Below are 26,121 nucleotides of genomic sequence, written 5' to 3' on the forward strand. Positions count from 1 at the left end.
TCCTTTGGTTAATCTGACACGAAAATGAAACCTAACCTTGTTAAGGCAATCAATCTGATTGTGTATGAGGTTAGGAATTTATGATGGATGATCTGGCTGTTGACCTTCCGGATGAGGGGATTGAAAAGCATAAAAAGGAAACTGATCATCCTGATTGTGATTGGCTGGCTAAGAAATCGCCCAAGCGCTTCATTAATCGTGAACTGTCTTGGTTAGCATTTAATTTTAGAGTGTTGGAAGAAGCAAGTAATTCCCAGCACCCTCTGTTGGAGCGGCTGCGCTTTGCCTCGATTTCTGCAAGTAATCTAGATGAGTTCTACATGGTGCGTGTTGCCGGTTTGATGGGACAGGTCGCGGCTGGTGTTACGAAGCTCAGTCAGGATGGCCTGACACCGGCAGAACAATTAGAGGAGATCTCACTTCAGGCAGGGCGCCTGATGCAGCAGCAACAGATTGCTTTGCAAGATGTGTTTACCAGGCTCCGGGCCAAGGACGTTTTTCTTTTAAACCCGGATGAATTGAAACAGGACGAAAAGGAGTGGCTGACATCATGGTTTCAGACACAGGTTTTTCCTGCTTTGACGCCCTTGGCAGTTGACCCTGCTCATCCATTTCCTTTTATTCCGAATAAGGGATTGGTTTTGGCACTAGAGCTTTCTCGAAATCAGGATAATCACTTGATTAATGCTCTTGTTCCCATTCCTCATAACATCAAACGCTTTGTTAAATTACCGGGAAATCAGGACCGTTTTATTGCTCTGGAAAATGTTATCCGTATGTTTATGGATACATTATTCCCGGATTTTAAGCTTTTAGGGGATGGGCTCTTCCGCATATTGAGAGATTCGGATGTAGAGGTCGATGAGGAAGCGGAAGATCTGGTTCGAACTTTTGAAACCATGCTGCGCCGTCGCCGTCGGGGTTCTGTTATCAGGCTTCAGGTTGATGCATCTATGCCGGAAGGTTTGCGTGCTTTTGTGACAAAGCATCATTTGGTCAATGATAACGATGTTTTTGTCTTGGCTGGTATGCTGGGTATTTCCGATGTATCCCAGATGATTGTTTCTTCGCGGCACGATCTTCTGTTCGAAAGTTATACACCTCGTTTTCCAGAAAGAATTAAAGATTTTGGTGGGGATTGTTTCGCCGCGATCAGGGCCAAGGATTTCATTGTTCATCACCCTTACGAAAGCTTTGATGTTGTTGTCCAGTTTGTGAAACAGGCTGCTCGTGATCCAAAGGTTATTGCCATCAAGCAGACACTCTATCGGACATCAAATCAGTCACCAATCGTCCGTGCGTTGATTGATGCTGCAGAAGCTGGAAAATCGGTCACGGCGCTGGTTGAATTGAAAGCACGCTTTGATGAAGAAGCGAATATTCGTTGGGCACGTGATCTGGAGCGTGCTGGTGTTCAGGTTGTTTATGGCTTTGTTGATCTGAAAACCCATTCCAAGCTGTCTATGGTTGTGCGACGTGATGGTGACGGGATGAAGACCTATGTTCATTTTGGAACAGGAAACTATCACCCGATCAATGCCAAGATCTATACGGATCTCAGTTTCTTTACCTGTGACGAGAAACTGGCGCGAGACGCTGCCTGCTTGTTTAATTTCACGACCGGATCTGCCGCGCCAAAGGGCATGGAAAAGCTCGAATATGCACCAAACACTTTGCGTCAACGGATCAAAAGAGAGATTTCATCAGAAATCAAACATGCGAATGCAGGGAAGCCAGCGGCGATTTGGATCAAGGTTAACAGTCTGGTCGATGCAGATATTATTGATGCCCTTTATGAAGCCAGCAATGCCGGGGTGCAGATTGAAATTGTGGCTCGGGGGATTTGTTGCCTGAAAGCAGGTATAGCTGGTTTGTCAGAAAACATACAGGTACGCAGTGTTATCGGGCGCTTTTTGGAACACAGCCGTATTTTTTGTTTTGGTAATGGACAGGATCTGCCGTCTCCTGATGCCAAGGTGTATATATCCTCAGCGGATTTAATGCCCCGGAATCTGGATCGCCGGGTCGAGGTGATGGTGCCGATTGAAAATGATACCGTAAAGCGACAGGTGCTGGATCAGGTAATGTTTGCCAATCTACAGGACGAAGCGCAGAGCTGGATTATGCAAGAGGATACGACTTTCAAACGTATCGAGCCGATTGGTGTTGGCTTTAGTGCCCATAATTTCTTTATGACAAACCCAAGTTTATCCGGGCGGGGCAAAGCCCTAAAAAAGAGTATGAGCAAAAAACGGCGGAAGAAATAATACCATTAATATTGTCCGCTTTTTGTGAACGTTAGATATTAACCGAAGAAGCCCTAATACAAAGTAGCAAGTTTTCCTATTGATATCGAGTTTTCTTGATCGCCAGATCCCAGCCCGCAAGATTCTGTTTTCTAGTGGCTTCATCCATTGTTGGTGTGAAGCTTCGATCCAGCTTCCAGTTTTTTTGAATATCGTCGAGCGACTTATATATACCGTGCTGAAGGCCCGCGAGATAAGCTGCTCCCAATGCAGTGGTTTCTGCGACAGCAGGCCTGTCCACTTCCAGATTTAGCGTATCGGAAAGGAATTGCATGACCCAGTTATTGGCCACCATTCCGCCATCAACTTTTAGAGCCTTTGGTTCAATACCATCATCTGCCATCGCTTCAAAAAGGTCTCTGGTTTGGTAACAAACTGCTTCCAGTGTCGCGCGGATGATTTCTTCTGGTCCGCTATCTCTTGTTAACCCGTAGATTGAGCCGCGAGCATGAGGGTCCCAGTAAGGGGCGCCGAGGCCGGTAAAGGCTGGAACAAGGTAAACCCCTTTATTGTCTGAGAGGCTTTTGGCAATCTCTTCGGTTTCGGATGCTGATTTGATTATCTTGAGGCCGTCGCGAAGCCATTGGACTGCTGCGCCAGACATGAAAATTGCACCTTCAAGGGCGTAGGATGTTTTACCATTAATCCGATAGCCGATGGTGGTGAGCAGTCGATTTTTTGATGCCAGAGGCTTTTCGCCTGTATTGAGCAAGACAAAGCAACCCGTTCCATAGGTGCTTTTGATATCGCCTGCATTATAACAGGTCTGCCCAAAGCTTGCCGCCTGTTGATCGCCTGCAATACCCTGAATAGGAATGGGAGAGCCAAATATATCAGTATTTGTCGTGCCGAAATCAGCAGCGGAGTCTTTTACTTCGGGTAAAAGGGATGCGGGAATATTAAACAATTCCAGAAGGTCATCATCCCATTTGAGATCATGAATGTTATAGAGCATGGTTCTGGACGCATTGGTAACGTCTGTAGCGTGTTCTTTACCATTGGTTAGGCGCCAAAGCAGGAAGCTATCGATGGTCCCAAAAGCGAGTTCACCACGGGTTGCTTTTTCACGCGCGCCATCGACATTATCTAGAATCCAGGCGATTTTCGTGGCAGAGAAATAGGGGTCAAGTAACAGGCCTGTCTTGGCTGTTACTTTGCCTTCTTGATTTTGCTCTTTGAGTTTTGAACATAGTTCCGCGGTACGTCGATCCTGCCATACAATTGCATTGTAGACAGGTAATCCGGTTGACCTGTCCCAAATAACGGTAGTTTCCCGTTGATTCGTAATCCCGATGGTCACAACGCTTGCGCCTTTGGTCTGTGCAGATTTCAGGGCTTCGCGGGAAACTTCTAGCGTCGATGACCAGATTGCTTCGGGATCGTGTTCGACCCATCCATCTTCTGGGAAGATTTGGGGGAACTCTTGCTGTGATGTTGCCAGGATATTGCCTTTGACATCAAAGATAATTGCCCGACTACTTGTTGTGCCCTGGTCAATTGAAAGAATGTGCTGATTTTCGTTCATTCCGGCTTCCCTTTTTGACTCCCCTTGGAATTTGATCTTTACTTTCGTATGTTCGTTTATGAAAGTAAAGTGAACATCGGTTCCTTTTTTGCTGGAAATTGAGTAAAGGAGGCCAGCTATTGGTATCGGGTGCTGATAAAAGTGCGAATTTGTTAGTGGGGAATAGCAGATGAATCTGGAAAAACTTAGCCGTCGTCAAAGGCAGATTCTTGAGTTGGCGAAGGATAATGGCTTCGTATCTATTGATTCAATGGCACAGGATTTCTCTGTTACCACACAAACAATTCGTCGGGATATAAATGAACTTTGCGATGCCAAGTTACTGAACCGCTTTCACGGTGGGGCAAGTTTTAGTTCCTCTGTTCTCAATCTTGACTATACGCAACGCCAAGGTATCAACGCGCAAGAAAAAGAAGGCATCGCCCAGCTTGTGGCACGTGAAATCCCTAACAATGCATCACTGTTCATCAATATGGGAACAACAAATGAGAGCGTAGCCCAGGCTTTGATGGGGCACACAGGCCTGCGAGTTATTACAAACAGCTTGAGTGTTGCTCACATTATGAGTCCGAATCCCAGTTTTGAGATTATTGTTGCGGGTGGCGTTGTTCGGAATGTTGACCGAAGCATTATTGGTGAGGCGACAATTGACTTTTTCCGCCAGTTTCGTGCCGATTATGGTGTGATCGCCGTTGGTGGTATTGATGAAGACGGCAGTCTTTTGGATTACGACTATGGTGGTGTTCGGGTATCCCAAACAATTATAGAAAATGCTCGCCATACATTGCTTGTTGCTGATAGCAGTAAATACGGGCGAAATGCTTTGGTACGCTTGGGACACTTGTCTCAGATCGACACATTGGTTACTGACAGTATGCCGACTGAACCCTTGTCTTCTATTATTAAATCGTTGGATCTCGAAGTTCTCTGTTGAAGCCGGATTCTTTCCAATTTTTGTAACTGAACATTCATAATCAATGATGGATTTGTCGTGATCATTCTTTGTTGTGATCTCGAGATTACTGATCGTTGTACCTCCACCTTGTTTTATTCTTTTGTTTTAAAACAGTTATTTCTAAAATTTATGTTTTGAGATAATTTTTCCAACGTTCTTTTTTCTCAATTTTGTGTCATAAAATATTCACTTTAGAAAAATATAACTTGCGTTTATGTTCAAAAATGAACATTTTATCATCAAGAATTACAAATCAAGTCCCTGAGGAGCAGATTATGGCGGTTCGCGTAGCAATTAATGGTTTTGGTCGTATCGGCCGACTTGTGTTGAGGGCCATTATTGAATCTGGCCGTGACGATATCGAGGTTGTTGCCATCAACGACTTGGCATCTGCTCAGGCCAATGCCCATCTTCTCAAGTATGATTCAGTTCATGGTACACTTCGTAAAAGCATCAAGGCGGATGACAAGGCCTTGATCATTGAGGGCAAGCGAATTGCTGCTTTGTCTGAACGGAATCCAGCTGATTTACCTTGGGGTGAACTCGGCGTTGATGTCGCGCTGGAATGCACCGGACTTTTTACAGATCGCGAAAAAGCCTCTCTTCATCTGGAAGCTGGCGCAAAGAAGGTTTTAATTTCTGCGCCGGGTAAAAACGCTGATCTAACCGTTGTTTACGGTGTGAACCACGACAAGATTGTCCCGGAACATACAATTGTTTCCAATGCGTCCTGTACGACAAACTGTCTGGCTCCGGTTGCCCATGTTCTCAACGAGATCGTTGGTCTGGAAGAAGGTTTTGTAACAACGGTTCATGCCTACACAGGTGATCAGAACACTGTTGATACAATGCATTCTGATTTACGCCGTGCCAGAGCGGCTGCTCTTTCCATGATCCCGACATCTACGGGTGCGGCCCGTGCTGTTGGGCTCGTTTTGCCGGAACTTGACGGAAAGTTAGATGGAACGGCTGTTCGCGTTCCCACAGCAAATGTTTCCATGATTGATCTTGTCTTTACAGCAGGCAGAAAGACAACAACCGAAGAAATTAATGCGGCAATGATGGCTGCTTCCGAAGGTGCTCTCAAAGGTGTTTTGGACACGAATGATGAGCCCTTGGTTTCAATAGATTTTAACCACTCTCCTGCCAGCTCTACCTTTGATCTTACGCAAACCCAACTTGTTGGGGATCGTTTGGTTCGTGTCTTGAGCTGGTATGATAATGAGTGGGGGTTCTCCAACCGTATGGTTGACACTGCTGTCGCCCTGGGGCTTAGCCTCTAGGTCTACTTGATCAGGAGAGAGTAGAGGGCTCTCTCCTGATCTTTTTTTGTCCTGATTTTTAAGCGGCAATAAAAACAGTGTTTTTGTAGAGAAACCATAAAGTAAAAAGCCGGCACGAATTAACGTGCCGTTTTCTGTATTCTGGTTCTGAACTTGGAATTAAGAATACAGCGCAAGAGTTTCGTTGATCGAGACAAAACTGTCGTCGTTGAGCCAAGCTTTTGTAATAGAAAACTGATAAGACAGATAAAACAGGATATAATCCTGAAATAAACATAATGAAAAGGTTCCTGAAATGAAACGTAAGCGTCTTTGTAAGATTGTAGCGACACTTGGCCCGGCCAGTTCGGATAAGGCGACTATTACGGCGCTGTTCGAAGCGGGTGTTGATACTTTCCGTCTTAATTTCAGCCATGGAACCCATGCAGACCACAAAGAGCGTTATGATCTGATCCGTGAGGTCGAAAAAGAAGCCGGTCGTCCAATCGCGGTTTTGATGGACTTGCAGGGACCTAAGTTACGTGTTGGCCGCTTTGTCAATGATTCTGCTGAATTAACAAACGGAGCTACCTTCAAGTTGGATATGAAGGATGAGCTTGGAGACGCAAATCGGGCAACCTTACCACATAAAGAAATTTTTGATGCACTAGAAGTCGGAACTGACCTGTTATTGGATGATGGTCGTATTCGCTTGCGTGTCACAGGTATAAACGGGACAGAAGCCACGACCGAAGTGATGGTCGGTGGTGTGTTATCAAACAACAAAGGAGTGAATGTCCCGGGTGTTGTTCTGCCACTGTCAGCTCTTACCGAAAAAGACTTGCTGGATATGGAGTTTGGTCTTGAACTCGGCTGTGACTGGTGTGCGTTATCATTTGTCCAGCGTCCAGAAGACGTGATGGAAGCACGAAGGCTGGTCAACGGGCGCGCTGGTGTTATGGCCAAGCTGGAAAAACCATCGGCTATCGAGCAGCTCGAAGCCATTGTTGAACTGACAGATGCGGTTATGGTTGCGCGTGGAGACTTGGGCGTTGAATTGCCGCCGGAAAACGTACCTGTTTTGCAAAAACGTATTATTGGAACCTGTCGCGAACATGGAAAGCCCGTGATTGTGGCAACACAGATGCTGGAAACAATGGTTTCTGCGCCAACGCCGACCAGAGCGGAAGCGTCTGATGTTGCCACAGCTGTTTATGACGGCGCTGATGCTGTGATGCTGTCAGCTGAATCCGCAAGTGGTGCTTATCCCTTTGAAGCTGTGACGATGATGAACCGGATTATCGAAACCATCGAACAGGATCCACTCTATCTTAAGCTGGTGCATGCAGATGAAGTTCTACCTAATCCAACAGAGGCTGATGCGATTAGTGATGCTGCGCGTCATGTTGCCGACTTGGTTGATGCGAAAGCGATTGTTACTTTTACGACAACAGGTAGTACAGCTTTCCGGGCTGCGCGTGGTCGTCCCAATACACCATTGCTGGGATTGACCCCTGACTTGCGGGTCGCAAGAAAGATGGCATTGGTTTGGGGGGTTCATTCTGTAAATACACGGGATGTCAGCAGCTTTGGTGAAATGGTCGGGAAGTCAACACGTATTGCCCGTCGGGAAGGTTTCTGTGAGAACGGCGATAAGGTTGTTGTAACGGCAGGAGTTCCCTTTGGTACACCGGGCGCGACAAACAACCTGCGCATAGCAACAGTTGGTCAGCACGAGAAACCAGATCCAATTTCCTGACCTTTGATCTCTAACAGATAATAAGAAGTAGCTATTAGGCAGCTTTTTATGAGGTGTATAGTTGGAAAGCGCAGAAGCCTATTCGCTTTACAGCTTGTTGAGCGGGATTTTCAAATACCTGTCACCGTCTTCTTCTTTAGGAGGGAGATCACCTGCACGCATGTTGACTTGGATAGAAGGAATTAAGAGCGCTGGCATAGCGAGTTGTTTATCCCGTTCTGTCCTCATTTTGATAAATTCTTCTCTTGTTACGCCTTTGTGTGCATGCAGGTTGTTATCACGTTGTTCTTTGACGGTGCTTTCCCATGCGATTTGACGACCATTCGGGGCATAATCGTGACAGGTATAAAGCTTTGTATTTTCATCTAGTGATAAAATTCTCTCAATGGAATCATACAATTGACCTGCATCTCCCCCGGGGAAGTCTGTCCTTGCCGTGCCAAAGTCGGGCATAAATAATGTGTCACCTACAAAGGCATTTCCATCAATCAGGTAGGTCACGCAAGCAGGTGTGTGTCCAGGCGTATGGATGACTCTACAGACAGTGTTGCCAAGCGGGAACTCTTCATTTTCTTCAAACAGATGATCGAATTGCTGGCCGTCTGTGTTGAAGTCTGATTCTGTATTATAGATAGTTTTAAAAGTTTTTTGAATTTCGGGAATATGATTACCCACAGCAGTTTTTCCCCCGACATTATTTTTAATAAACGGTGCGGCGCTTAAATGATCGGCATGCACATGGGTTTCAAGAATCCACTGGCAGGAAAATTTCTGTTCTATAATACTATTAATAATTTTCTGGGCGCTTTTTGTTGAAGTTCTTCCTGAATTGGCATCAAAATCAAGAGCAGAATCTATCACGGCGCATTTCTTGGTTTTAATATCCGAGACAAGATAGGAAATTGTGTTGCTTGCATCATGAAAGAAAGCTTCAATTTTTACCTGCATGCCGATCTCCATTTTTCAAAAAGGATAACACCTTCTTTTATAAAATAGGGAGTTTTGTTTGTGATGATAGTGCTTTGATCCTCGGATAAGCGCTTTAGACAGGAAATAAAACCGGTAAATGAAGCTATGAAGAGAAGTCTTGAAAATTTCCTTAAGTAAAAACAACTCACAGGTAGTTGTCTTGGGTGCCCGAAATTCTGGTGTGGACAGTAAAATTGTATGTTTTTGAAACAAGTACTGATTTTTAATGGTTTTATAACTCTCAGTGCCTATTGTTGTTTTTCTAGGTTAATTACTTTCTGTCCGTAGGATTCGGATAGCATGTTGTTTTGTGGTTCAGGAAGGCCTTGTTGTTAGATCCAGATATTAAACAGTCGCGGATTGTCATCGTTGGTGATGACAAAGCTTTTTGCAAAGATGTTAGCATTGCACTTAACGATGCTGGTTTCTCGAAGATTGTTGTATCCCAAAAATTTGAGCTTGAAAGTAAAAGTAAGCCAGACCTTCTGCTGTTTTCATTTAAGGTTTTGAATCGAGATTTGATGCAAAAACTTGATCAATTCAAGTCTCTGTCTTGGACGCAAAGATGCCCGCTTATTTGTGTTGCCAATGATGATCACCGGGCTTTTGGACAAGAGACAATTTCTTTGTTTGATGATTTTATTGTATTTCCTCGGGATATTGATCGTCTTGGATTGACGTGCCGCACTTTACTGAGCATTTCCAAGGAAAGATCAAGGCTTGAAGCTGAACTTGCAAAAAAAACACAGAAGGCTGATCTCGCACTTGTTCTGTTGAAGCAGGCTGAGCGAAAAATCCTGCAGCAAAACCCAGAGCTTCCAGAAGAAACAAAAGAAAACAATAATATCATCGCAGATATGAGCCATGAGTTGCGCACTCCGTTGAATGCAATTCTGGGGTTTTCTGAAATCATGAAGCAGGAAAGATTTGGCTCTCTTGGACATGAAAAATATCTTGGTTATGCTGATGATATTCATAATGCCAGCAGACATTTGCTAGGTATTGTCAATGACGTGTTGGATCTTGCCAAAACGGAATCCAGTGAAGAGAATCTTGTTATAACAGAAGTTTCGGCGCAAGATGCCGTGAACGAGACTTTGCGTTTGATGGCCTTGCTTGCTGAAGAATCAGGTATTGAACTGTCAGCAAATATTCCTGATGAATTTCCCGACCTTAAAACAGATGAACGTCGCTTTAAGCAGGTATTGACCAACCTGGTTTCAAATGCAGTTAAATTTACCCGCAGAGGGGGGCGTGTCAGTGTAGAAGGGCAGTATGATGTTGAAAACGGTGCTGTTTTGATGGTGATACGTGACAATGGTATTGGTATGTCATCAGAAGAGCTTGCTTTGGCTCTATCCCCTTATGGGCAGGTTCTGGATGCTCAAACGCATACTCATATTCGCGGGACCGGGCTTGGCTTGCCTGTTTCAAAGCGATCAATTGAGGCCTTGGGTGGTGATTTTTCTATCACGAGTGAACCAGGGTTGGGAACGGCGATTACTCTTAGGTTTCCGTCCGATTTAGTCGTGAAAAAATAACGAAAAGCCTTAATGTTCTTTTCTGTCTTGTGAACGAAGTTTGTTGCGCCTTTTATCACGCTTTGCTTCTTCCAGTCTTCTTTTTTCGCTTTGCTCAGCTTTAGCTTGAGCAATCGAACGCAAAGGCTTGGCTAAATAGGGACTTGAGGCAACTGACAACGAGCTTTTCATCATGTTATCCACAGAGTTTTCCACAACATGTGGTGTTGATCATGCATAGGTATACACAATTTACAGTGATTTGGAAAGAAATTAAATCTTGGGTAGTTGATCCGTTGTGAATAAAAATCTGTGGATGTCAACGCGTCGTGCTTTAATTTCCACAAATTGGTTAAATCCTCCGACTTCAGTCGGATAAATATACAATTTTGCGCCAAAGGCACTCATTACACTGAACCCTCTGACTTTAGTCGGAGGAGGCTCAGTATATAAAATGTCAGGATTTTGTCCGCTGGCCTTGACCTGTGCAGCTGTAATCCCCAAATATGTATCACTGTGGCGCTGCTTGGTGCAGGCCACTTGGTTAAACTTACTGGTTGCCATTACGGGGCCGCGTTATGAATGAGCCTTGCTCTTTCGAGGAGGTATAGTTGTCGAGATTATCTTTGTTTAATAGCCCGCTTATGCTTGGATTTGAACAATTCGAGCAAGCTGTTGATATGATTTCTAAAACAGCGTCAGATGGTTATCCCCCCTACAACGTTGAAAAGGTGAGCGAGAATAAGATACGTATTACGCTCGCTGTTGCAGGCTTTTCCCAAGAGGACATGCAGGTTCAAATCGAAAATAACCAGCTTGTAATTAAAGGGAAGGCTAAATCAGATGATGATAAAGAATACCTTCACCGTGGTATTGCCGCGCGACAATTCAGGCGCGCGTTTGTTTTGGCTGAAGGGATTGAAGTTTTAGATGCAAAGCTGGAAAACGGCCTTCTACATGTTGATTTGGAACAGCCATTGCAAAATATAGCTATTCGTAGCATTGAAATTCAAACAGGTAATGAAAAACCTTCGGCGACTGTGATTGAAGACAAGAAGAGCTGATTTCAGAAAATAATAGGCCGTAAGAAATATTACTGATTGATGGTTCCTTAAGAATAGGGAACTATACTGATTACAAATTTTGCAGTTCGTTTAAATGGGCTGCCGCTGTTGAAGCTGGAAAAAGAGTTATGATGATTAAGCAAGTTATATCAGAATTGATGACAGATCAGGACATGACTGCACTGGGCCTGGAGATAGTGGCCTATGTGAAGCCTGTGGATGTAGATGGTGATGCTTGCTTTGGCATTTACGCGGCGGATGGAACAGAAATAACAGTTGTTAGCGATCGCGATGTCGCTTTTGCTGCTGTGCGTCAACAGGACCTTGAGCCGTTAAGCGTGCACTGATGTTAGGAAAATAGTTATAAAAAAGGCTCCGGAATTCGGAGCCTTTTTGATTTGTGATCAGAACCGTTTATCCCTTTCAGGCTGCATGGCTTGTGGCCGTCGCGCTTAAAAGTGCGTATATGCCATCGTTGCTTTCTGTTCCCCTAAGTTTTTCACAGGTTGATGCATTCCGCAGAAAGCGAGATACTCGTGCGAGAGCTTTGAGGTGGTCAGCACCAGCAGTTTCCGGAGCAAGAAGAAGGCAAATAAGATCTACGGGCTGTTCGTCAATCGAATCGAAGTCGATTGGGCGTTCCAGCTTTACAAAGAAGCCGTAGAGCCTGTCTAGGTTTGGGAGCTTACCATGTGGAATAGCAATACCTTGTCCAATACCTGTCGTGCCGAGTTTCTCTCTTTCGATAAGAACTTCGAAAATATCACGTTCTTCTGTTCCGGTGATCTCAGATGCGCGTTTTGCAACTTCCTGAAGGAATTGCTTTTTGCTGTTGACTTTCATGTCAGCAGCAATGGCATCTGGGCCGATAAGGTCGGTTAGTTCCATTACATGTAGTTCTTTGGTTATTCGCGTCTTAGCTCTTTGATGGATCAACCCACCCGATGTTTCCATCCGCACGACGGTAGATCATATTCAGACCTCCGTGCTTGCTGTTACGGAACATCATGGCTGGTAAGTCTTCCAAATCCATACGCATTACAGCTAATCCGGCTGTTAATGTTGGGATTTCGGTTGCCATCTCTGCAACGATCAAGGGGCTGTCTTCGACTTCCTCTTTGTGATCGTCTTTGTCTTCTTCGCCAGACAAAATGTAATGCTGAGCATGGGTGGCTTCTTTACCGCCTTCAGCATGGTCATCACGAAGTTTGCGTTTATGACGGCGCAGACGTTTGGATAAACGTTCTGCAGCTAGATCAAATGCAGGATAAGGTTCTCCTGCCTCGCCGTTTGCTTCCAGGCGAATATTTTTACCTACATGTGCAACCACAGTTGCACGGTAAAGGTAGGCGTTTTTGGACATGGTGACATTTACATCAATGGCGTCACCAAAATATTTATCCAAAGTAGCGGAAAGGCTGTTTTCTATATGAGTGCGCAGCGCGTCGCCAACGTCGAGCTGCTTGCCTTTAACGGAAAGCTGCATGTGAACAAATTCTCTGAATTGTTAAGGGGGTTAGCGTAATGGCCATATGTGCCAATCAAGCCCCGCTATCTGGGGCGGCACCATAGTGACGTCGTTTACCGGAGTCAAGGATAGTAGGTCGAACCATGTTTTCCTCCCGTAATGATACACGACACGGACAGTATACATAGTCTTTTGGAATAAGTCGATTTTGTTACGTGAAAAAAAATCAAAAAGAGAGCTTTTTTTCACGCCTTCTTTGTACTGAAGAAGGGATTCCCAAGGCTTCACGATATTTTGCGACAGTACGTCGCGCAATGTCGATTCCTTCAGCTTTAAGCTTGGTGACCAAAGCATCATCTGACAGGATTTTCTTTGGATCTTCCTGATCAATAAGATTTTTTATCCGATCTCTTACAGCTTCGGATGAATGTGCATCCCCGTCTCCTCCACTAATAGAAGAGGTGAAGAAGTATTTCATTTCAAAGGTGCCGCGTGGTGTGACCATGTACTTGTTCGAGGTAACACGACTGACTGTTGATTCATGCATTTCAATGACTTCGGCAATGTCCTTGAGTGTGAGAGGTTTTAAAGCCTGTACACCTTTTTGTAAAAAGCCATCTTGTTGGCGCACAATTTCAGTTGCAACCTTAAGAACTGTTGTTGCCCGTTGATGAAGGGCCTTGATCAACCAGTTTGCTGACTGAAGCTGATCAGAAATATAGGATTTATCTTCTTTTGTGCGTGCCAGATCAGAAACAGTTCCGTGATACTTGTTATTGATCAGTACCTTGGGTAAGGCATCATTGTTAAGTTCAATGCGCCAGCCGCCAGCATTATCTGATTTAATAATCACCTCGGGGACTACGGTTTCAACATCACTGGTATCAAAGGTCGCCGCTGGGCGTGGATTAAGGGCGCGAATTTCCGCGATCATATCCGTGATGTCTTCTTCATCGACTCCACAAATCTGTTTTAAGCTTTTTAAGTCACGCTTTGCGAGAAGTTCGAGATTGTCCAGTAACGCCTGTATCGCTGGATCCAAACGGTTCTGTTCTGAGAGCTGTATTGCAAGACACTCGCCCAGATCGCGGGCACAGATGCCGACAGGATCAAAAGACTGAAGTATTTTTAGGACGGATTCGACAAGACCCAAGGGACACCCCAGTTGATCCGCGATCTCATCCAGCGGGGCTTTCATATAGCCAGCTTCATCAACGTGATCAATGAGATGAACCCCGATCAATCGCTCGGTTGGCTCATCAACTTCCATTTGTAACTGTTCGCGAAGATGGTCGCGAAGTGTAACGGTGTCTCGTAATCGATTTTCCAATGAATATTCTGGATCATCAAAGCGCGTATTCCCTCCTGCACCCCAGCTGGAAAATGCAGTGTCCTGATCATTCCATTGGTTGTCCGGGCTACTGTCATAATAATTATCAAACTCATTATCCAGCGGCGCTTGATTGTTGTCAGGTAAAGTATCGGCGTTGGATAATTCCAGAGAGTCTGGCTGTTGATTTTCGTTATCAGAGGGGGATGCTGCGGCGGAATGAATATCGTTGGAATCTGTGTCGGCGAGAGCTGTATTTTGGGTGCCGTCATCCCGATCCAGAAGAGGATTTTGTTCGACCTCTTGCTGTACATAGTCTGCGAGCTCTATATTTGACAGTTGCAACAGTTTGATTGCCTGCTGTAACTGCGGGGTCATAACGAGGCTTTGACTCTGCCTCAGCTCTAGTCTTTGCGATATTGCCATAGGTATAACCCTTAAAGGCTAAACCTTTCTCCTAGGTAAACGCGACGAACATCATCATTGTTTACGATTTCATCCGGGGTTCCTTCCATTAGCACCATGCCATCGTGAATAATGTATGCTCTGTCAACAATATCAAGTGTTTCGCGAACATTATGATCGGTAATCAAAACGCCAATACCGCGATCTTTCAGATGCATGACGAGGTCGCGAATATCACCGACAGCGATTGGATCAATGCCAGCTAGCGGTTCATCCAGTAAAATAAAGCTTGGGTCTGACGCGAGTGCACGAGCAATTTCAACACGTCTTCTCTCGCCGCCTGACAAGGCAATGGCCGGGGTATTTCTCAGGTGCGTAATTGAGAATTCCGCAAGGAGGCTATCCAGCTTTGCTTCTCTTTTGCTGCGAACCGATTCAACAACTTCCAGAACACCGCGAATATTTTGCTCGACTGTCAAGCCTCTGAAAATGGAGGCTTCCTGTGGGAGGTAGCCAATGCCCATGCGCGATCTGCGATACATGGGGAGATCGGTAATGTCCTGGTTGTCCAGGGTAACCCACCCGGAATCGGGAGAGAGCAAACCTGTAATAATATAGAAGCTGGTGGTCTTGCCAGCACCATTAGGGCCAAGCAATCCGACAACTTCCCCTCTTTGAACCCGCATTGTAACGGCGCGAAGAACGGGGCGCTTCTTAAAGCTTTTCCCAATGTTTGTTGCCATCAATCCCTGATTGTCGGCAACAAGTGATGGCTTGGCACTGCTTTCCTGATTGGCAGATTGTTGCTTGTTGGTCATGGTTTTTTCTTTTTGCTTGATGGCAGGATGAGACCTTGAACAGGTTTGCCGCTTTTGCTGACGAGCTTGCTGACACCAGTTGCTAGATTAAATTGTGCCTCGTCCCCGTTCATCTGGTTTTCTCCCTGCGTTATCTTTACGTTCCCAATCAGATTGGCTAGTTCTTGTTTGACAAAATAGACACCTTTGTCGCCGGTAGCATACTCTGTTTTTGTGGCAACCCGAACATCACCATGTGCGTCAATGCGTTCAATTTCCAATTTATTTTGAGCATCACGAACAAAATGAGCTGTCAAAACATTGCCATGTACACGTTTGTCTTCGCGTATGGCAATTGCATTACCCCGTGCTATAGCAAGTTGCTTGGTTTCCCAATATTCAAGGCTATCACGTGCCGTAATGGTATCGGCGCCACTAACCATGCGCAGGTTTTGGCCTGTTAAGACCATAACCTGTTTGTCGATGTCGTAAACACCGTTGTCGCCATAGGCCGTTTCACCGGGAGAAACAATCTTGACATTACCAACAGCGTCAACACGATATATTTCTGTACCGCCCTCAACAGCTTCTCTGTAGTGGGCGATGAGCTGATCGCCAAAGACTTCCAACTCGCCTTGTGCAGCGCGTGCATTGCCACTTGCAACATATTGTTTTAGATCTCTGCGCCATTCAATACCTTCGTCGGCGTTAATTTCCAGGGGAACATTGCTTTCCCCTAAGCCTTCAGTCAGACCTTGGCTCGAAGCGATGTTGCCCTGCGCCATTGTGATGCTGAAGATCAAAGCCAAAGTTGCTACTAGACGGGTCATTGTTTCAGGGCCTCCTGAGCCCCAGGAAGGATGATCAGTTTACTCTTGCCGGTAAAGGTTATTCGCTTCCCGCGATCTGTGATGACAAAACCTTCTGAATTTATCGTTCCAGCTGGACCATGGCCTTGTACGGACATTTGTCCGTATGCAGACCCCGCCTTGGCGTCAAACATGGCTTCTTCGGTTACAATCTCAAAGCCTTGATCCTGAAAGATGTTTACATTGCCATTTAGATTGAGGTACTTCGCATCCCTGTCATACACGCCAGATTGAGCCGAGAGGGCAAGCCAGGTGCCATCTTCCAGTGTGATGTCGGCTTTAGGTAGTGTCAGGAAAATCTCGTTTTCACGTTCGCTGGACTGTTCTGCAAGGTCGGCAATGATCGTGTAGGGTTGATTCTTTTCGTCCAAACCTAGGTATTTGGGATTAAGAGCGCTTAATGTATCGGGGGTGCTGGATTCCAGAATACTGTTGCCGATAGCTGTTCCTTCGGTAATCACCTGTTCTTCAAGCTGAGGCCAGACAACAACCAGAAGAATCAAGACTACAGCAAGGAAGGGGAGCGTTATTTTTGCGACGCTGACAAAAGCACTGTAGGCATTTCCACCAGAAAAACGAGGCGGTTTAACGGGTGTTGCAGGCTCGGGTTCTTTTTGAGGAACTGTGTTGTCCTTTTTATTGGATCTGGCGGGTGAGTCCATGCTGGTTCGCAGCCTCAGGCAATCCCTGCCCGGAGGCAGTCGTGGATGTGGATGATACCAACCGGCATTTCATCTTCAGTGACAAAAAGGCTTGTGATTGAACGTTCATTCATTTGCCCCAACGCTTCTGCAGCGAGAGCTGAGGAGCGTATGGTTCTGGGAGCAGGCGTCATGACGTTTTTTGCTGTCATTGATAACAGGTCTGTATCCATGTGTCTTCTTAAGTCGCCGTCTGTGATAATCCCTGCAAGTTTGCCGTCATGATCTGTGACACCAATGCATCCAAATGAACGCTTTGTCATAATCAGGATGGTTTCAGTCATCGATGTATTTCCGGCACAAAGAGGGAGCTCTTCGCCGTGCATAATGTCGGACACTTTCAGGAGTTGGTTCCCAAGCGCGCCACCAGGATGAAATATTTTGAAGTCTTGTGGCTGGAAGTTTTTTTGTTCCATCAATGCGATTGCGAGCGCATCGCCAAGTGCAAGTGACATCGTTGTTGATGTCGTGGGGGCGAGACCGTGAGGGCAGGCTTCCGGGAGTGATGGTAAGATAAGCGCAACATCTGCGGCTTCTGCCAAAGCTGAATCTTTCCGGCTGGTCATTGCGATAAGGGGGATGCCAAAGCGCCTTGTATAGGTGATGAGGTCGCTGAGTTCTGAAGTATTCCCTGAATTCGACATGGCAAGAACGGCGTCGCTACGGGTGATCATGCCAAGATCACCGTGGCTGGCTTCGCCTGGGTGAACGCAGTAAGCAGGTGTTCCTGTCGAGGCCAAAGTTGCTGCGATCTTTTTGGCGATATGACCGCTTTTCCCCATACCAGATATAATAACGCGACCAGTCACACCCGCCAGGATGTTTAGGGCTTCGACAAAACTGCCGTTCAGTTCTGCACTTAATTGTTGAATACCCCGCGCTTCAAGATCAAGAACCCGGCGAGCTGTTTCTATTGCCTGTTGCACATTGGCTGGTGTTGTTGTCATTTCCGGCTCAGAATTATGAACTGCGTTAGCCATTTTCTAGATTTTTATCCCGTTTCCTGAATTAATGTTCCAGGCAAAATATAAACTGGCACTAATGGTGCATGTCATACTCAATTGGTACACGTTATTTGCCGGGAAGTAAAATCGGCACTTTAAAAAAATGTCGGTAAGCGGCCAGTACAAATGGACTGTAAAAATGTACTTTAAAAATGGCACCAAGATGGCGAGTGGGTTATGAGTGTGCAAAAATATCTGTTTCGTCCCACCCTGCGATGTCCAGCTTCGCTCTCCAAGGTAGGAAATCAAAGCACGCTTTTGCCATTTCAATTCGGCCTTCTCTGGCAAGTCGTTCATCCAGAATCTTTACCATGCGGTGGAGATACAGAACGTCAGAAGCTGCGTAACGCAATTGGTCTTCACTTAGATCGGTAGATCCCCAGTCAGAGGACTGTTGTTGTTTGGAAATATCAACACTCAAAAGCTCTTTGCAAAGTTCTTTCAGCCCGTGACGATCAGTGTAGGTTCTGATCAGTTTGGAGGCAATCTTTGTACAATATACAGGATTACAAGTCACGCCGAGATAACGCTCGATCGCCGCGAGATCAAAGCGGGCAAAGTGGAAAATTTTTGTAATATCCTGGTTGGTGAAAAGAGTTCTCAAGTTCGGGGCGTCAAAGTTTCCATCTTTGAACTGGACAAGGTGGCAAACACCATCACCTGCAGAGAGTTGAATGAGGCACAGGCGGTCTCTGGAAAGGTTGAGGCCCATGGTTTCTGAATCAACAGCCACGGATGTGCCGAAGTCAATGTCGTTTGGCAGATCTGTTTGATGAAGGTGAATTTTTACATCGCTCACAATGTGGCTCCTGATTTATCTGTGCTTCCCAAACCTAAAACCTCTGGCGGGTGGTTTGGCAATAATGTGTTTAGTCTGACTGTAAGGCGAATAGTCTAATAATAAAACATCGACTTTGTGTTAATCTCGGCATTCTCACAGCAAAGCTGTTTCTGTCAAGGATGATTGATGATTTCTGCGGTTGAAGGGGGGGTATTTATTCAGGTGTGGTGTCATTTGTTAATCTAATAATGCGTGTTGGAGGAGGTGCAAAGATGAATGGTTCAAAGGTAGTAACAGTTTTTGGTGGTACCGGTTTCTTGGGGCGCTATGCGGTTTCCAGATTTGCAAAGGCTGGTTGGCATGTGCGGCTTGCTGTGCGTGATCGTGTGCAAGCATCTTTTCTGACTTGTTGCGGTGATGTTGGCAGTGTGATGCCTGTTTTTGTTGATGTGAGCGATAAGATCTCCATTGAGCAAGTGATTCGTGGCTCTTCCGCGGTTGTAAACTTGATAGGCATTTTATTTGAGGGTGGAAAGCAACGTTTTGATTATCTGCACAGTGAACTGCCGGGTGTGATTGCAGAAATTTCGCAAGCGAATGATATCTCTTCATTTGTTCAGGTTTCGGCTATCGGTGCGGATGTTGCCTCTCCCTCTAGGTATGGGCGCAGTAAGGGAGAAGGCGAAGCCGCTGTTCTGGGGGCATTTCCCTCTGCGAGTGTTTTGCGGCCGAGTATTGTGTTCGGGGCTGAAGATGATTTCTTTAATCGGTTTGATCGGATGTCTGCTGTGAGTCCTTTCTTGCCCTTGGTTTGTGGTGGCGTCGCAAAGTTTCAACCCGTTTATGTCAGGGATGTGGCGGAAGCTGTTTTGAAGTGCGTTCAGCAACCAGATGTACATGGAGGGCACATTTATGAGCTTGGAGGACCCAGGGTTCTTTCTTTCCGGGATTGTTTGGATCTCTTGCAAAAATACAATGGTCGCTCTCGACCTTATCTTGTCTTGCCGTTTTCGGTTGCGTATTTGCAGGCCATTTTCATGGAGCTTATGCCACAACCACCTTTGACGCGGGATCAGCTAAAGATGCTCAAGAAGGATAACGTGGTCGCTGATACAGTACGTGGCTTTGACGAAATTGGTGTCTCTCCTGTTGATGTGGAGGTTATTTTGCCTACCTATTTAGAGGGTTAACTATATAGTCTCATATCGGAACTATATTCTTGTCTTAAATAAACTTACTTTATATTTTTACCGATCAGTTAGTGTGTTGTTTGACAAATAGGTCAAATATAGTTACCTATATTGTCCATTGATCATTGTGATGATTTGCGGGTGCGGCCCAAATTCCAAAGAAGTAGCCAGCAAGCTTCTGTAAATAAAAACAAAATAGTTGCCCGATTAGGAGAGAGACAATGTCCGAAAAGATGCTGAAGTTTGTTCAGCAAGGCAGGGAAATGCCTGAAAAGAGATCTGCTGATCAGCGAAATGAAGATTTTCGTGAAATTTACGATTCTTTTTCCGAAGCTGCGGCGCAAATTCAGGCGAGTCGCTGTTCTCAGTGCGGTGTCCCTTTTTGCCAGATCCATTGTCCTCTCTCTAATAATATTCCTGATTGGTTGATGCTTACAGCCAATGGGCGTTTGGAAGAAGCCTACGAAATTTCTCAGGCTACAAACAACTTTCCGGAGATTTGCGGACGTATTTGTCCCCAAGACAGATTGTGCGAAGGTTCCTGTGTTATTCAGCAATCAGGGCATGAAACCGTAACAATTGGTGCTGTAGAGAAATATATTACGGATACCGCTTGGGAGAACGGTTGGGTTCAATCGGTAAAACCTGTGCGCGAACGCGCTGAAAAAATTGGTATTATTGGGGCTGGTCCCGGTGGTTTGGCAGCTGCTGAACAGTTACGCCGCAAAGGGTATCAGGTTCATGTTTATGATCGATATGACCGTGCGGGAGGCCTTTTATCTTATGGTATTCCCGGGTTTAAGCTGGAAAAGTATGTTGTAGATCGCCGGATCAAGCTGTTGGAAGATGCAGGAATTGTTTTCCATCTTGGTATCGATATTGGTGGCTCAACTTCTTTTGCAGAAATTCGTGAGAAATATGATGCTCTTTTGATCGCAACAGGTGTTTATCAAGCGCGGGACCTTCGTCTGCCTGGTAGCGAACTTGGTAATATACTGCCTGCGCTATATTATCTTACAGAAGCAAATCGTAACGACCTTGGTATGAAGTCGGATCATATGAGTGATGGACTTAATGCCAAGGGTAAAGATGTTGTCGTTATTGGTGGTGGTGACACAGCGATGGATTGTGTCCGGACTGCTGTTCGTCAAGGGGCGAAATCGGTCAAGTGTCTCTATCGGCGTGATAAAGAAAATATGCCGGGTTCAGAACGTGAAGTGAAGAATGCCGAAGAAGAGGGTGTAGAATTTGTATGGTTGTCATCGCCGGATGCTTTTATTGGCGATGAAAATGTACGCGAAGTTTTGGTCTCAAAAGTACATCTTGGAGTGCCGGATTCCTCTGGCCGACAGGTTCCGCAAATTGTACCTGATTCTCGCGAAGCTATTCCTGCTGACTTGGTGATCAAGGCCCTTGGTTTCTCACCAGAAAATCTGCCCCAATTGTTTAACGAACAAGGGTTGGAAGTCAGCAGTTATGGTACGCTGAGGGTTGATAACTCGACGATGATGACCGCATTGGATGGTGTCTTTGCCGCCGGTGATATTGTCCGTGGAGCATCATTAGTCGTTTGGGCGATCAAGGATGCCCGTGATGCTGCCGATCAAATCCATACCTATATTGAGCGCAGAAAAACTGCCGCCGCCTGAGGAGAGAGCAAATGGAACATAAAAAAATAACTCCGAACCCGATTTCACAATGGGAACAAAAGGCAGCACACTATCAAAAGCATGGCCTGTATGATCCGGAGGACGAACATTCGTCCTGTGGTGTCGGGCTGATTGCTGCGGTTGATGGTAAACCACGTCGCTCTGTCGTTGAGGCAGGTATTGAGGCGCTGAAGGCGGTTTGGCACCGTGGTGCTGTAGATGCAGATGGCAAGACTGGCGATGGTTGCGGTATTCACGTTGAAATTCCAAAAGGCTTTTTTCAGGAACACATAGAACACATTGGCTATGCGCAAAAAAACGAAGACCTTGCCATCGGTATGGTCTTCTTGCCGCGAACCGATTTTGGGTCTCAAGAGCGTTGCCGTGTTATTGTCGAACGCGAAATTCTGAACTTTGGCTATTCCATTTACGGATGGCGACAGGTGCCTGTTAATACCGCAATTTGCGGTGAAAAAGCGAGTTTGAACCGCCCCGAGATTGAACAGATCATGATCGCGAACAGCAAAGGTGTTGATGCGGAGCGATTTGAGACGGATCTCTATATTATTCGACGCCGTATTGAAGCGGCAGTAGAGCGTGATTCAATCAAAGATTTTTATATTTGCTCACTGAGTTGTCGCTCTATTATTTACAAAGGAATGGTTCTCGCAGAAAAGCTGGCTGATTTCTATCCTGATTTGCTGGACGAACGCTTTGTTTCAAGCTTTGCGATTTTCCATCAGCGCTTTTCTACAAATACTTTCCCGACATGGCATTTGGCTCAACCTTTCCGTGTTATTGCGCATAATGGTGAAATCAATACGCTTCGTGGCAACGTCAATTGGATGAAATCCCACGAATGCCGCATTGATCACCCAAAGTTCGGATCGCATGTTGAGGATTTGAAGCCGGTTATTCTGCCGGGAAGTTCTGATTCTGCGGCGTTGGATGCTGTCTTTGAGTTGATGATCAGATCTGATCGAAGTCTTCCCATGGCGAAGACCCTTCTTGTGCCAGAATCCTGGAGTAAAAACGACGCTGTTCCCCAACACCACAAAGAACTTTATGCCTATTGTAATGCCGTGATGGAACCTTGGGATGGACCTGCTGCAGTATGTGGTTTTTCTGGTCCGTGGGCGCTGGCTGGTACTGATCGGAATGGTTTGCGTCCGATGCGCTATGCGATTACCCGCGATGGTTTGCTGTTTGCAGGGTCAGAAACCGGGATGGTTCATATTGATGTTGATCGTGTGATTGAGAAAGGGCGTCTTGGCCCCGGACAGATGATCGCGGTCAACTTTGAAGAGGGCAAGATATACAAGGATAAAGAGATCAAAGATCGTCTGGCCGCTCAGCAACCTTTTGGTGATTGGCTGAAAAATATCCTTGTGATTGATGATCTGGTTAAGAAGCACAAATATAGCAGAGAGCCCCTTTCTAAAGATGAACTGCGTCGTCGCCAGTTAGATTTTGGGCTGACTATTGAGGACATGGAACTCATCCTGCATCCAATGGTCGAAACGGCAAAAGAAGCGATGGGATCAATGGGGGATGATACGCCCTTGGCAGTTCTGTCTGATAATGTGCGACCTATGCACCACTTCTTTCGCCAGAACTTTAGTCAGGTGACAAATCCTCCGATTGACAGTCTGCGCGAAAAACAGGTCATGTCTTTGATTACTCGCATTGGTAATCTCGGCAATGTTCTGGACGAAGAAGAAGGTCAGGTTACAATTCTTCAACTTGATTCGCCTGTCCTGACGAACTCGGAATTTGTTGCTCTCTCCAAGCACATGGGGCGTACCGTTGGTGTGGTTGACTGTACCTTTGAGGCTAACGGTAAGCCCGGAGCACTCCGTCATGCTTTGCACCGCATCCGTCGTGAAGCTGAAGAATTGGTTAGAGAGGGGTTCGAGCATGTTGTCCTGAGCGATGAGGCGCAATCTGCTGAACGGGTTTCCATACCTATGATTCTGGCGACAGGTGCTGTTCATACACATCTGGTAGACCACAAACTACGGTCATTCTGTTCCATCAACGTGCGCAGTGCTGAATGTCTGGATGTTCATTACTTCGCAGTTTTGATTGGTGTGGGGGCGACAACTGTGAATGCCTATCTGACAGAAGAGGCTATTGCAGATCGTCATCGTCGTGGTTTGTTCGGTGATTTGTCGTTTGATGATTGTATGGAACGCTATACAAAGGCTGTGGATGACGGCTTGCTCAAGATAATGGGCAAGATGGGAATATCTGTTATTTCCTCTTATCGTGGTGGATACAATTTTGAAGCTCTTGGCCTGTCCCGTACGCTGGTTGATGAGTTCTTCCCGGGTATGCCAAGCCGGATTTCCGGGATTGGGATGACAGGGCTGGAAGAAAAGGCCCTCGAGCTTCACGAAAAGGCGTGGGAATCTGATTCTACAGCCCTGCCAATTGGCGGTTTTTACCGTTATCGCGCTGGTGGTGAAGAGCATGCATGGGAAGGCCAGTTAATCCACACCATGCAAACAGCTGTTACCAAAGGGTCTTATTCGCTCTTTAAGAAATACACCAAGGGATTGGAAAGTCGTCGTCCGATTAACCTAAGAGATCTTCTGGATTTCAAGCGGGCGACAGATGGTGGTCTGGATGTTGAAGATACAGAATCTATTACATCCCTCCGAAAGCGTTTTATTACCCCGGCGATGTCTTTGGGGGCGTTGAGCCCTGAAGCGCACGGAACGCTCAATATTGCCATGAACCGGATCGGTGCCAAATCTGATTCAGGGGAAGGCGGCGAGGTGCCTGAACGTTATGTGCCACATCCGAACGGCGACAACGAAAATTCGGCTATTAAACAGGTTGCATCGGGTCGTTTCGGTGTAACGGCAGAATATCTCAACAAGTGCCGTGAAATTGAAATTAAAGTTGCCCAAGGTGCAAAGCCGGGTGAGGGCGGACAGCTTCCGGGCTTCAAGGTGACAAAGCTGATTGCGCGCCTGCGTCATTCCACACCCGGTGTGACCTTGATCTCTCCGCCACCTCATCATGATATCTACTCGATTGAGGATCTTGCGCAACTTATCTATGACTTGAAGCAGATTAATTCGAAAGCCAAGGTTTGTGTGAAGCTTGTTGCACGGTCTGGTATTGGTACGGTTGCCGCAGGGGTAGCGAAAGCAAAGGCCGATATTATTTTGATTTCCGGTAATGTCGGTGGAACGGGTGCTTCACCACAAACATCGGTCAAGTTCGCTGGGGTGCCTTGGGAAATTGGTCTGAGTGAAGTTCAGCAGGTTCTTACTCTCAACGGACTGCGGAATAATGTTACGCTCCGAACAGATGGTGGTTTGAAAACCGGACGTGATATCGTTATTGCGGCTCTTTTGGGAGCAGAGGAATATGGTGTTGGGACGGCGTCGTTGGTTGCTATGGGCTGTATTATGGTGCGCCAATGTCATTCCAATACTTGTCCTGTCGGGGTTTGCACGCAGGATGATGATCTGCGAGCGAAGTTTGATGGTACGCCAGAAAAGGTCGTGAACCTCTTTAGCTTTATCGCAGAAGAAGTGCGCGAGATCCTTGCCTCACTCGGTTATAAAACGTTGAATGAAATCATTGGTCGAACTGACTTGTTGAAACAGGTCAGTCGAGGCGCACCACATCTTGATGATCTGGATCTTAACCCGCTGCTTGCTTTGGCTGATAGTGGTGATTCAAAGCGTTACTGTACTCTCGAAGGACGCAACGCCGTGCCTGATACGCTTGATGCACAGATCATCGAAGATGCGAACCCTTTCTTTGAAGTGGGTGAAAAGATGCAGTTGCAGTACAACGTGCGCAACACGCACCGTGCCGTTGGAACACGTCTGGCGTCAAAGATTACAACCCGTTTTGGCATGAAAGAATTGCAACCGGGACATATTACGGTTCGCTTGCGTGGTTCTGCCGGGCAGTCATTGGGTGCTTTTGCTGTTCAGGGTATGAAGCTGGAGGTCTTTGGTGATGCTAATGATTATGTTGGCAAGGGTCTTTCCGGTGGAGAGATTGTGGTGCGACCTTTGGCGTCAAGCAAGCTGCCCACTCAGCACAACACGATTATAGGGAATACGGTTCTCTACGGTGCTACGGCAGGTAAACTGTTTGCTGCCGGACAGGCTGGGGAGCGCTTTGCTGTGCGAAATTCCGGTGCGCAGGTTGTTGTCGAAGGCTGTGGCTCCAACGGTTGTGAATATATGACAGGCGGAACGGCTGTTATTCTTGGTGATGTGGGCATGAACTTTGCGGCCGGGATGTCTGGTGGCATGGCCTTTGTTTATGATCCGAGCCGTATCCTGCCGAGCCGTATCAATGACGAGAGTGTTATCTATCAACAGGTTGAGACAGACCATTGGGAACAGGTGTTGCTGGATCTGGTAAAAGAGCATCATGCAGAGACGCAATCGGTTTACACCGAGCGTTTGTTGAATGACTGGGCGCAAATCAAAGGTGATTTCTGGCAGGTGGTTCCAAAGGAAATGCTAGCGTTGCTTGAGCATCCTGTAACAGATTCTGCAGAACTTAAATCAGCTTAAGTTCTGAGAGGCAG

22 protein-coding genes are annotated in these 26,121 nt (G+C 46.2%); 10 read left to right on the plus strand and 12 right to left on the minus strand.

Going from position 1 to position 26,121, the window contains the following annotated elements:
• The first annotated feature begins 83 nt into the window (after nucleotides 1-83).
• Complete coding sequence (locus tag D9A03_RS16635; RefSeq protein WP_120498326.1) at nucleotides 84-2,267, plus strand: RNA degradosome polyphosphate kinase; 2,184 nt, start codon at nucleotides 84-86, stop codon at nucleotides 2,265-2,267.
• Between the two features lie 76 nt (nucleotides 2,268-2,343).
• Here D9A03_RS16635 and glpK read toward each other — a convergent pair whose 3' ends face one another.
• Nucleotides 2,344-3,831, minus strand: coding sequence for a glycerol kinase GlpK (glpK, locus tag D9A03_RS16640; protein ID WP_120498327.1), 1,488 nt, complete (start codon nucleotides 3,829-3,831; stop codon nucleotides 2,344-2,346).
• Nucleotides 3,832-4,000: 169 nt separating this feature from the next.
• Here glpK and D9A03_RS16645 point away from each other — a divergent pair, with 169 nt between their 5' ends.
• The 3 genes from D9A03_RS16645 (at nucleotide 4,001) to pyk (ending at nucleotide 7,807) form a co-directional block, all read left to right on the plus strand.
• On the plus strand, nucleotides 4,001-4,765 hold the full coding sequence (locus tag D9A03_RS16645) for a DeoR/GlpR family DNA-binding transcription regulator (RefSeq protein WP_120498328.1): 765 nt from the start codon (nucleotides 4,001-4,003) through the stop codon (nucleotides 4,763-4,765).
• 296 nt (nucleotides 4,766-5,061) lie between these two features.
• Nucleotides 5,062-6,069, plus strand: coding sequence for a type I glyceraldehyde-3-phosphate dehydrogenase (gap, locus tag D9A03_RS16650; protein WP_120498570.1), 1,008 nt, complete (start codon nucleotides 5,062-5,064; stop codon nucleotides 6,067-6,069).
• 295 nt (nucleotides 6,070-6,364) lie between these two features.
• Entirely contained in the window at nucleotides 6,365-7,807 is a 1,443-nt protein-coding gene (gene pyk / locus D9A03_RS16655) for a pyruvate kinase (protein ID WP_120498329.1), read from the plus strand.
• 87 nt (nucleotides 7,808-7,894) lie between these two features.
• Here pyk and D9A03_RS16660 read toward each other — a convergent pair whose 3' ends face one another.
• Nucleotides 7,895-8,755, minus strand: a complete 861-nt coding sequence (locus D9A03_RS16660; RefSeq protein ID WP_120498330.1) for an MBL fold metallo-hydrolase — start codon at nucleotides 8,753-8,755, stop codon at nucleotides 7,895-7,897.
• 350 nt (nucleotides 8,756-9,105) lie between these two features.
• On the opposite strand from D9A03_RS16660, the gene D9A03_RS16665 reads away from it, so the two are divergent.
• Entirely contained in the window at nucleotides 9,106-10,317 is a 1,212-nt protein-coding gene (locus D9A03_RS16665) for a HAMP domain-containing sensor histidine kinase (RefSeq protein WP_120498331.1), read from the plus strand.
• 9 nt (nucleotides 10,318-10,326) lie between these two features.
• Here the strand turns inward: D9A03_RS16665 and D9A03_RS19815 are convergent, their stop codons facing one another.
• Both D9A03_RS19815 and D9A03_RS16670 read right to left on the minus strand, forming a co-directional pair.
• Nucleotides 10,327-10,500, minus strand: a complete 174-nt coding sequence (locus D9A03_RS19815) for a hypothetical protein (RefSeq protein ID WP_162938214.1) — start codon at nucleotides 10,498-10,500, stop codon at nucleotides 10,327-10,329.
• A 69-nt stretch (nucleotides 10,501-10,569) separates the two neighbouring features.
• Nucleotides 10,570-10,860: a hypothetical protein gene (locus D9A03_RS16670; RefSeq protein ID WP_120498332.1), complete on the minus strand. Its 291-nt coding sequence runs from the start codon at nucleotides 10,858-10,860 to the stop codon at nucleotides 10,570-10,572.
• 47 nt (nucleotides 10,861-10,907) lie between these two features.
• Here D9A03_RS16670 and D9A03_RS16675 point away from each other — a divergent pair, with 47 nt between their 5' ends.
• On the plus strand, nucleotides 10,908-11,360 hold the full coding sequence (locus D9A03_RS16675; RefSeq protein WP_120498333.1) for an Hsp20 family protein: 453 nt from the start codon (nucleotides 10,908-10,910) through the stop codon (nucleotides 11,358-11,360).
• A gap of 128 nt (nucleotides 11,361-11,488) precedes the next feature.
• The gene (locus tag D9A03_RS16680; protein WP_085902417.1) at nucleotides 11,489-11,707 is read left to right on the plus strand and encodes a DUF1150 family protein; all 219 of its coding nucleotides are present in this window, start codon (nucleotides 11,489-11,491) and stop codon (nucleotides 11,705-11,707) included.
• 76 nt (nucleotides 11,708-11,783) lie between these two features.
• Here D9A03_RS16680 and ptsN read toward each other — a convergent pair whose 3' ends face one another.
• From ptsN to D9A03_RS16720, 8 genes are all read right to left on the minus strand, one after another.
• Entirely contained in the window at nucleotides 11,784-12,248 is a 465-nt protein-coding gene (ptsN, locus tag D9A03_RS16685; RefSeq protein ID WP_120498334.1) for a PTS IIA-like nitrogen regulatory protein PtsN, read from the minus strand.
• A gap of 28 nt (nucleotides 12,249-12,276) precedes the next feature.
• Nucleotides 12,277-12,846 (minus strand): ribosome hibernation-promoting factor, HPF/YfiA family, encoded by a 570-nt coding sequence (gene hpf / locus D9A03_RS16690; RefSeq protein ID WP_120498335.1) that lies wholly within the window; start codon nucleotides 12,844-12,846, stop codon nucleotides 12,277-12,279.
• Nucleotides 12,847-13,054: 208 nt separating this feature from the next.
• Nucleotides 13,055-14,584 carry an RNA polymerase factor sigma-54 gene (rpoN, locus tag D9A03_RS16695; protein WP_120498336.1) on the minus strand — a complete coding sequence of 510 codons (1,530 nt, stop codon included), beginning with the start codon at nucleotides 14,582-14,584 and terminating at the stop codon, nucleotides 13,055-13,057.
• A gap of 11 nt (nucleotides 14,585-14,595) precedes the next feature.
• Nucleotides 14,596-15,381: an LPS export ABC transporter ATP-binding protein gene (lptB, locus tag D9A03_RS16700; RefSeq protein WP_120498337.1), complete on the minus strand. Its 786-nt coding sequence runs from the start codon at nucleotides 15,379-15,381 to the stop codon at nucleotides 14,596-14,598.
• On the minus strand, nucleotides 15,378-16,190 hold the full coding sequence (locus D9A03_RS16705) for an LptA/OstA family protein (protein ID WP_120498338.1): 813 nt from the start codon (nucleotides 16,188-16,190) through the stop codon (nucleotides 15,378-15,380). The genes lptB and D9A03_RS16705 overlap by 4 nt, the downstream gene beginning before the upstream one ends.
• Nucleotides 16,187-16,891: an LPS export ABC transporter periplasmic protein LptC gene (gene lptC / locus D9A03_RS16710; protein ID WP_120498339.1), complete on the minus strand. Its 705-nt coding sequence runs from the start codon at nucleotides 16,889-16,891 to the stop codon at nucleotides 16,187-16,189. Before lptC ends, D9A03_RS16705 begins: the two co-directional genes overlap by 4 nt.
• Nucleotides 16,892-16,905: 14 nt before the next feature.
• Nucleotides 16,906-17,910 carry an SIS domain-containing protein gene (locus D9A03_RS16715; RefSeq protein ID WP_120498340.1) on the minus strand — a complete coding sequence of 335 codons (1,005 nt, stop codon included), beginning with the start codon at nucleotides 17,908-17,910 and terminating at the stop codon, nucleotides 16,906-16,908.
• 199 nt (nucleotides 17,911-18,109) lie between these two features.
• On the minus strand, nucleotides 18,110-18,733 hold the full coding sequence (locus D9A03_RS16720; RefSeq protein WP_120498341.1) for a ribonuclease D: 624 nt from the start codon (nucleotides 18,731-18,733) through the stop codon (nucleotides 18,110-18,112).
• Between the two features lie 254 nt (nucleotides 18,734-18,987).
• On the opposite strand from D9A03_RS16720, the gene D9A03_RS16725 reads away from it, so the two are divergent.
• From D9A03_RS16725 to gltB, 3 genes are all read left to right on the plus strand, one after another.
• Complete coding sequence (locus D9A03_RS16725) at nucleotides 18,988-19,905, plus strand: complex I NDUFA9 subunit family protein (protein ID WP_120498571.1); 918 nt, start codon at nucleotides 18,988-18,990, stop codon at nucleotides 19,903-19,905.
• A gap of 221 nt (nucleotides 19,906-20,126) precedes the next feature.
• Nucleotides 20,127-21,554 carry an NAD(P)-dependent oxidoreductase gene (locus D9A03_RS16730; protein WP_120498342.1) on the plus strand — a complete coding sequence of 476 codons (1,428 nt, stop codon included), beginning with the start codon at nucleotides 20,127-20,129 and terminating at the stop codon, nucleotides 21,552-21,554.
• An 11-nt stretch (nucleotides 21,555-21,565) separates the two neighbouring features.
• Nucleotides 21,566-26,107: a glutamate synthase large subunit gene (gene gltB, locus D9A03_RS16735; RefSeq protein ID WP_120498343.1), complete on the plus strand. Its 4,542-nt coding sequence runs from the start codon at nucleotides 21,566-21,568 to the stop codon at nucleotides 26,105-26,107.
• The last annotated feature ends 14 nt before the right edge of the window (nucleotides 26,108-26,121 follow it).

The organism is Kiloniella sp. EL199, from assembly GCF_900313065.1.
Taxonomy (GTDB): Bacteria; Pseudomonadota; Alphaproteobacteria; order Kiloniellales; family Kiloniellaceae; genus Kiloniella.

Excerpts from the sequence above, each read along its gene's own strand:
- D9A03_RS16670 (WP_120498332.1), bottom strand. The coding sequence starts at position 10,860 with ATGGCAACCAGTAAGTTTAACCAAGTGGCCTGCACCAAGCAGCGCCAC.
- lptB (WP_120498337.1), bottom strand. The coding sequence starts at position 15,381 with ATGACCAACAAGCAACAATCTGCCAATCAGGAAAGCAGTGCCAAGCCA.
- lptC (WP_120498339.1), bottom strand. The coding sequence starts at position 16,891 with ATGGACTCACCCGCCAGATCCAATAAAAAGGACAACACAGTTCCTCAA.
- glpK (WP_120498327.1), bottom strand. The coding sequence starts at position 3,831 with ATGAACGAAAATCAGCACATTCTTTCAATTGACCAGGGCACAACAAGT.
- D9A03_RS16635 (WP_120498326.1), top strand. The coding sequence starts at position 84 with ATGGATGATCTGGCTGTTGACCTTCCGGATGAGGGGATTGAAAAGCAT.
- D9A03_RS16725 (WP_120498571.1), top strand. The coding sequence starts at position 18,988 with ATGAATGGTTCAAAGGTAGTAACAGTTTTTGGTGGTACCGGTTTCTTG.
- pyk (WP_120498329.1), top strand. The coding sequence starts at position 6,365 with ATGAAACGTAAGCGTCTTTGTAAGATTGTAGCGACACTTGGCCCGGCC.
- D9A03_RS16645 (WP_120498328.1), top strand. The coding sequence starts at position 4,001 with ATGAATCTGGAAAAACTTAGCCGTCGTCAAAGGCAGATTCTTGAGTTG.
- D9A03_RS16715 (WP_120498340.1), bottom strand. The coding sequence starts at position 17,910 with ATGGCTAACGCAGTTCATAATTCTGAGCCGGAAATGACAACAACACCA.
- hpf (WP_120498335.1), bottom strand. The coding sequence starts at position 12,846 with ATGCAGCTTTCCGTTAAAGGCAAGCAGCTCGACGTTGGCGACGCGCTG.
- D9A03_RS16705 (WP_120498338.1), bottom strand. The coding sequence starts at position 16,190 with ATGACCCGTCTAGTAGCAACTTTGGCTTTGATCTTCAGCATCACAATG.
- gltB (WP_120498343.1), top strand. The coding sequence starts at position 21,566 with ATGGAACATAAAAAAATAACTCCGAACCCGATTTCACAATGGGAACAA.
- D9A03_RS16680 (WP_085902417.1), top strand. The coding sequence starts at position 11,489 with ATGATGATTAAGCAAGTTATATCAGAATTGATGACAGATCAGGACATG.
- D9A03_RS16730 (WP_120498342.1), top strand. The coding sequence starts at position 20,127 with ATGTCCGAAAAGATGCTGAAGTTTGTTCAGCAAGGCAGGGAAATGCCT.
- rpoN (WP_120498336.1), bottom strand. The coding sequence starts at position 14,584 with ATGGCAATATCGCAAAGACTAGAGCTGAGGCAGAGTCAAAGCCTCGTT.
- gap (WP_120498570.1), top strand. The coding sequence starts at position 5,062 with ATGGCGGTTCGCGTAGCAATTAATGGTTTTGGTCGTATCGGCCGACTT.
- ptsN (WP_120498334.1), bottom strand. The coding sequence starts at position 12,248 with ATGGAACTAACCGACCTTATCGGCCCAGATGCCATTGCTGCTGACATG.
- D9A03_RS16660 (WP_120498330.1), bottom strand. The coding sequence starts at position 8,755 with ATGCAGGTAAAAATTGAAGCTTTCTTTCATGATGCAAGCAACACAATT.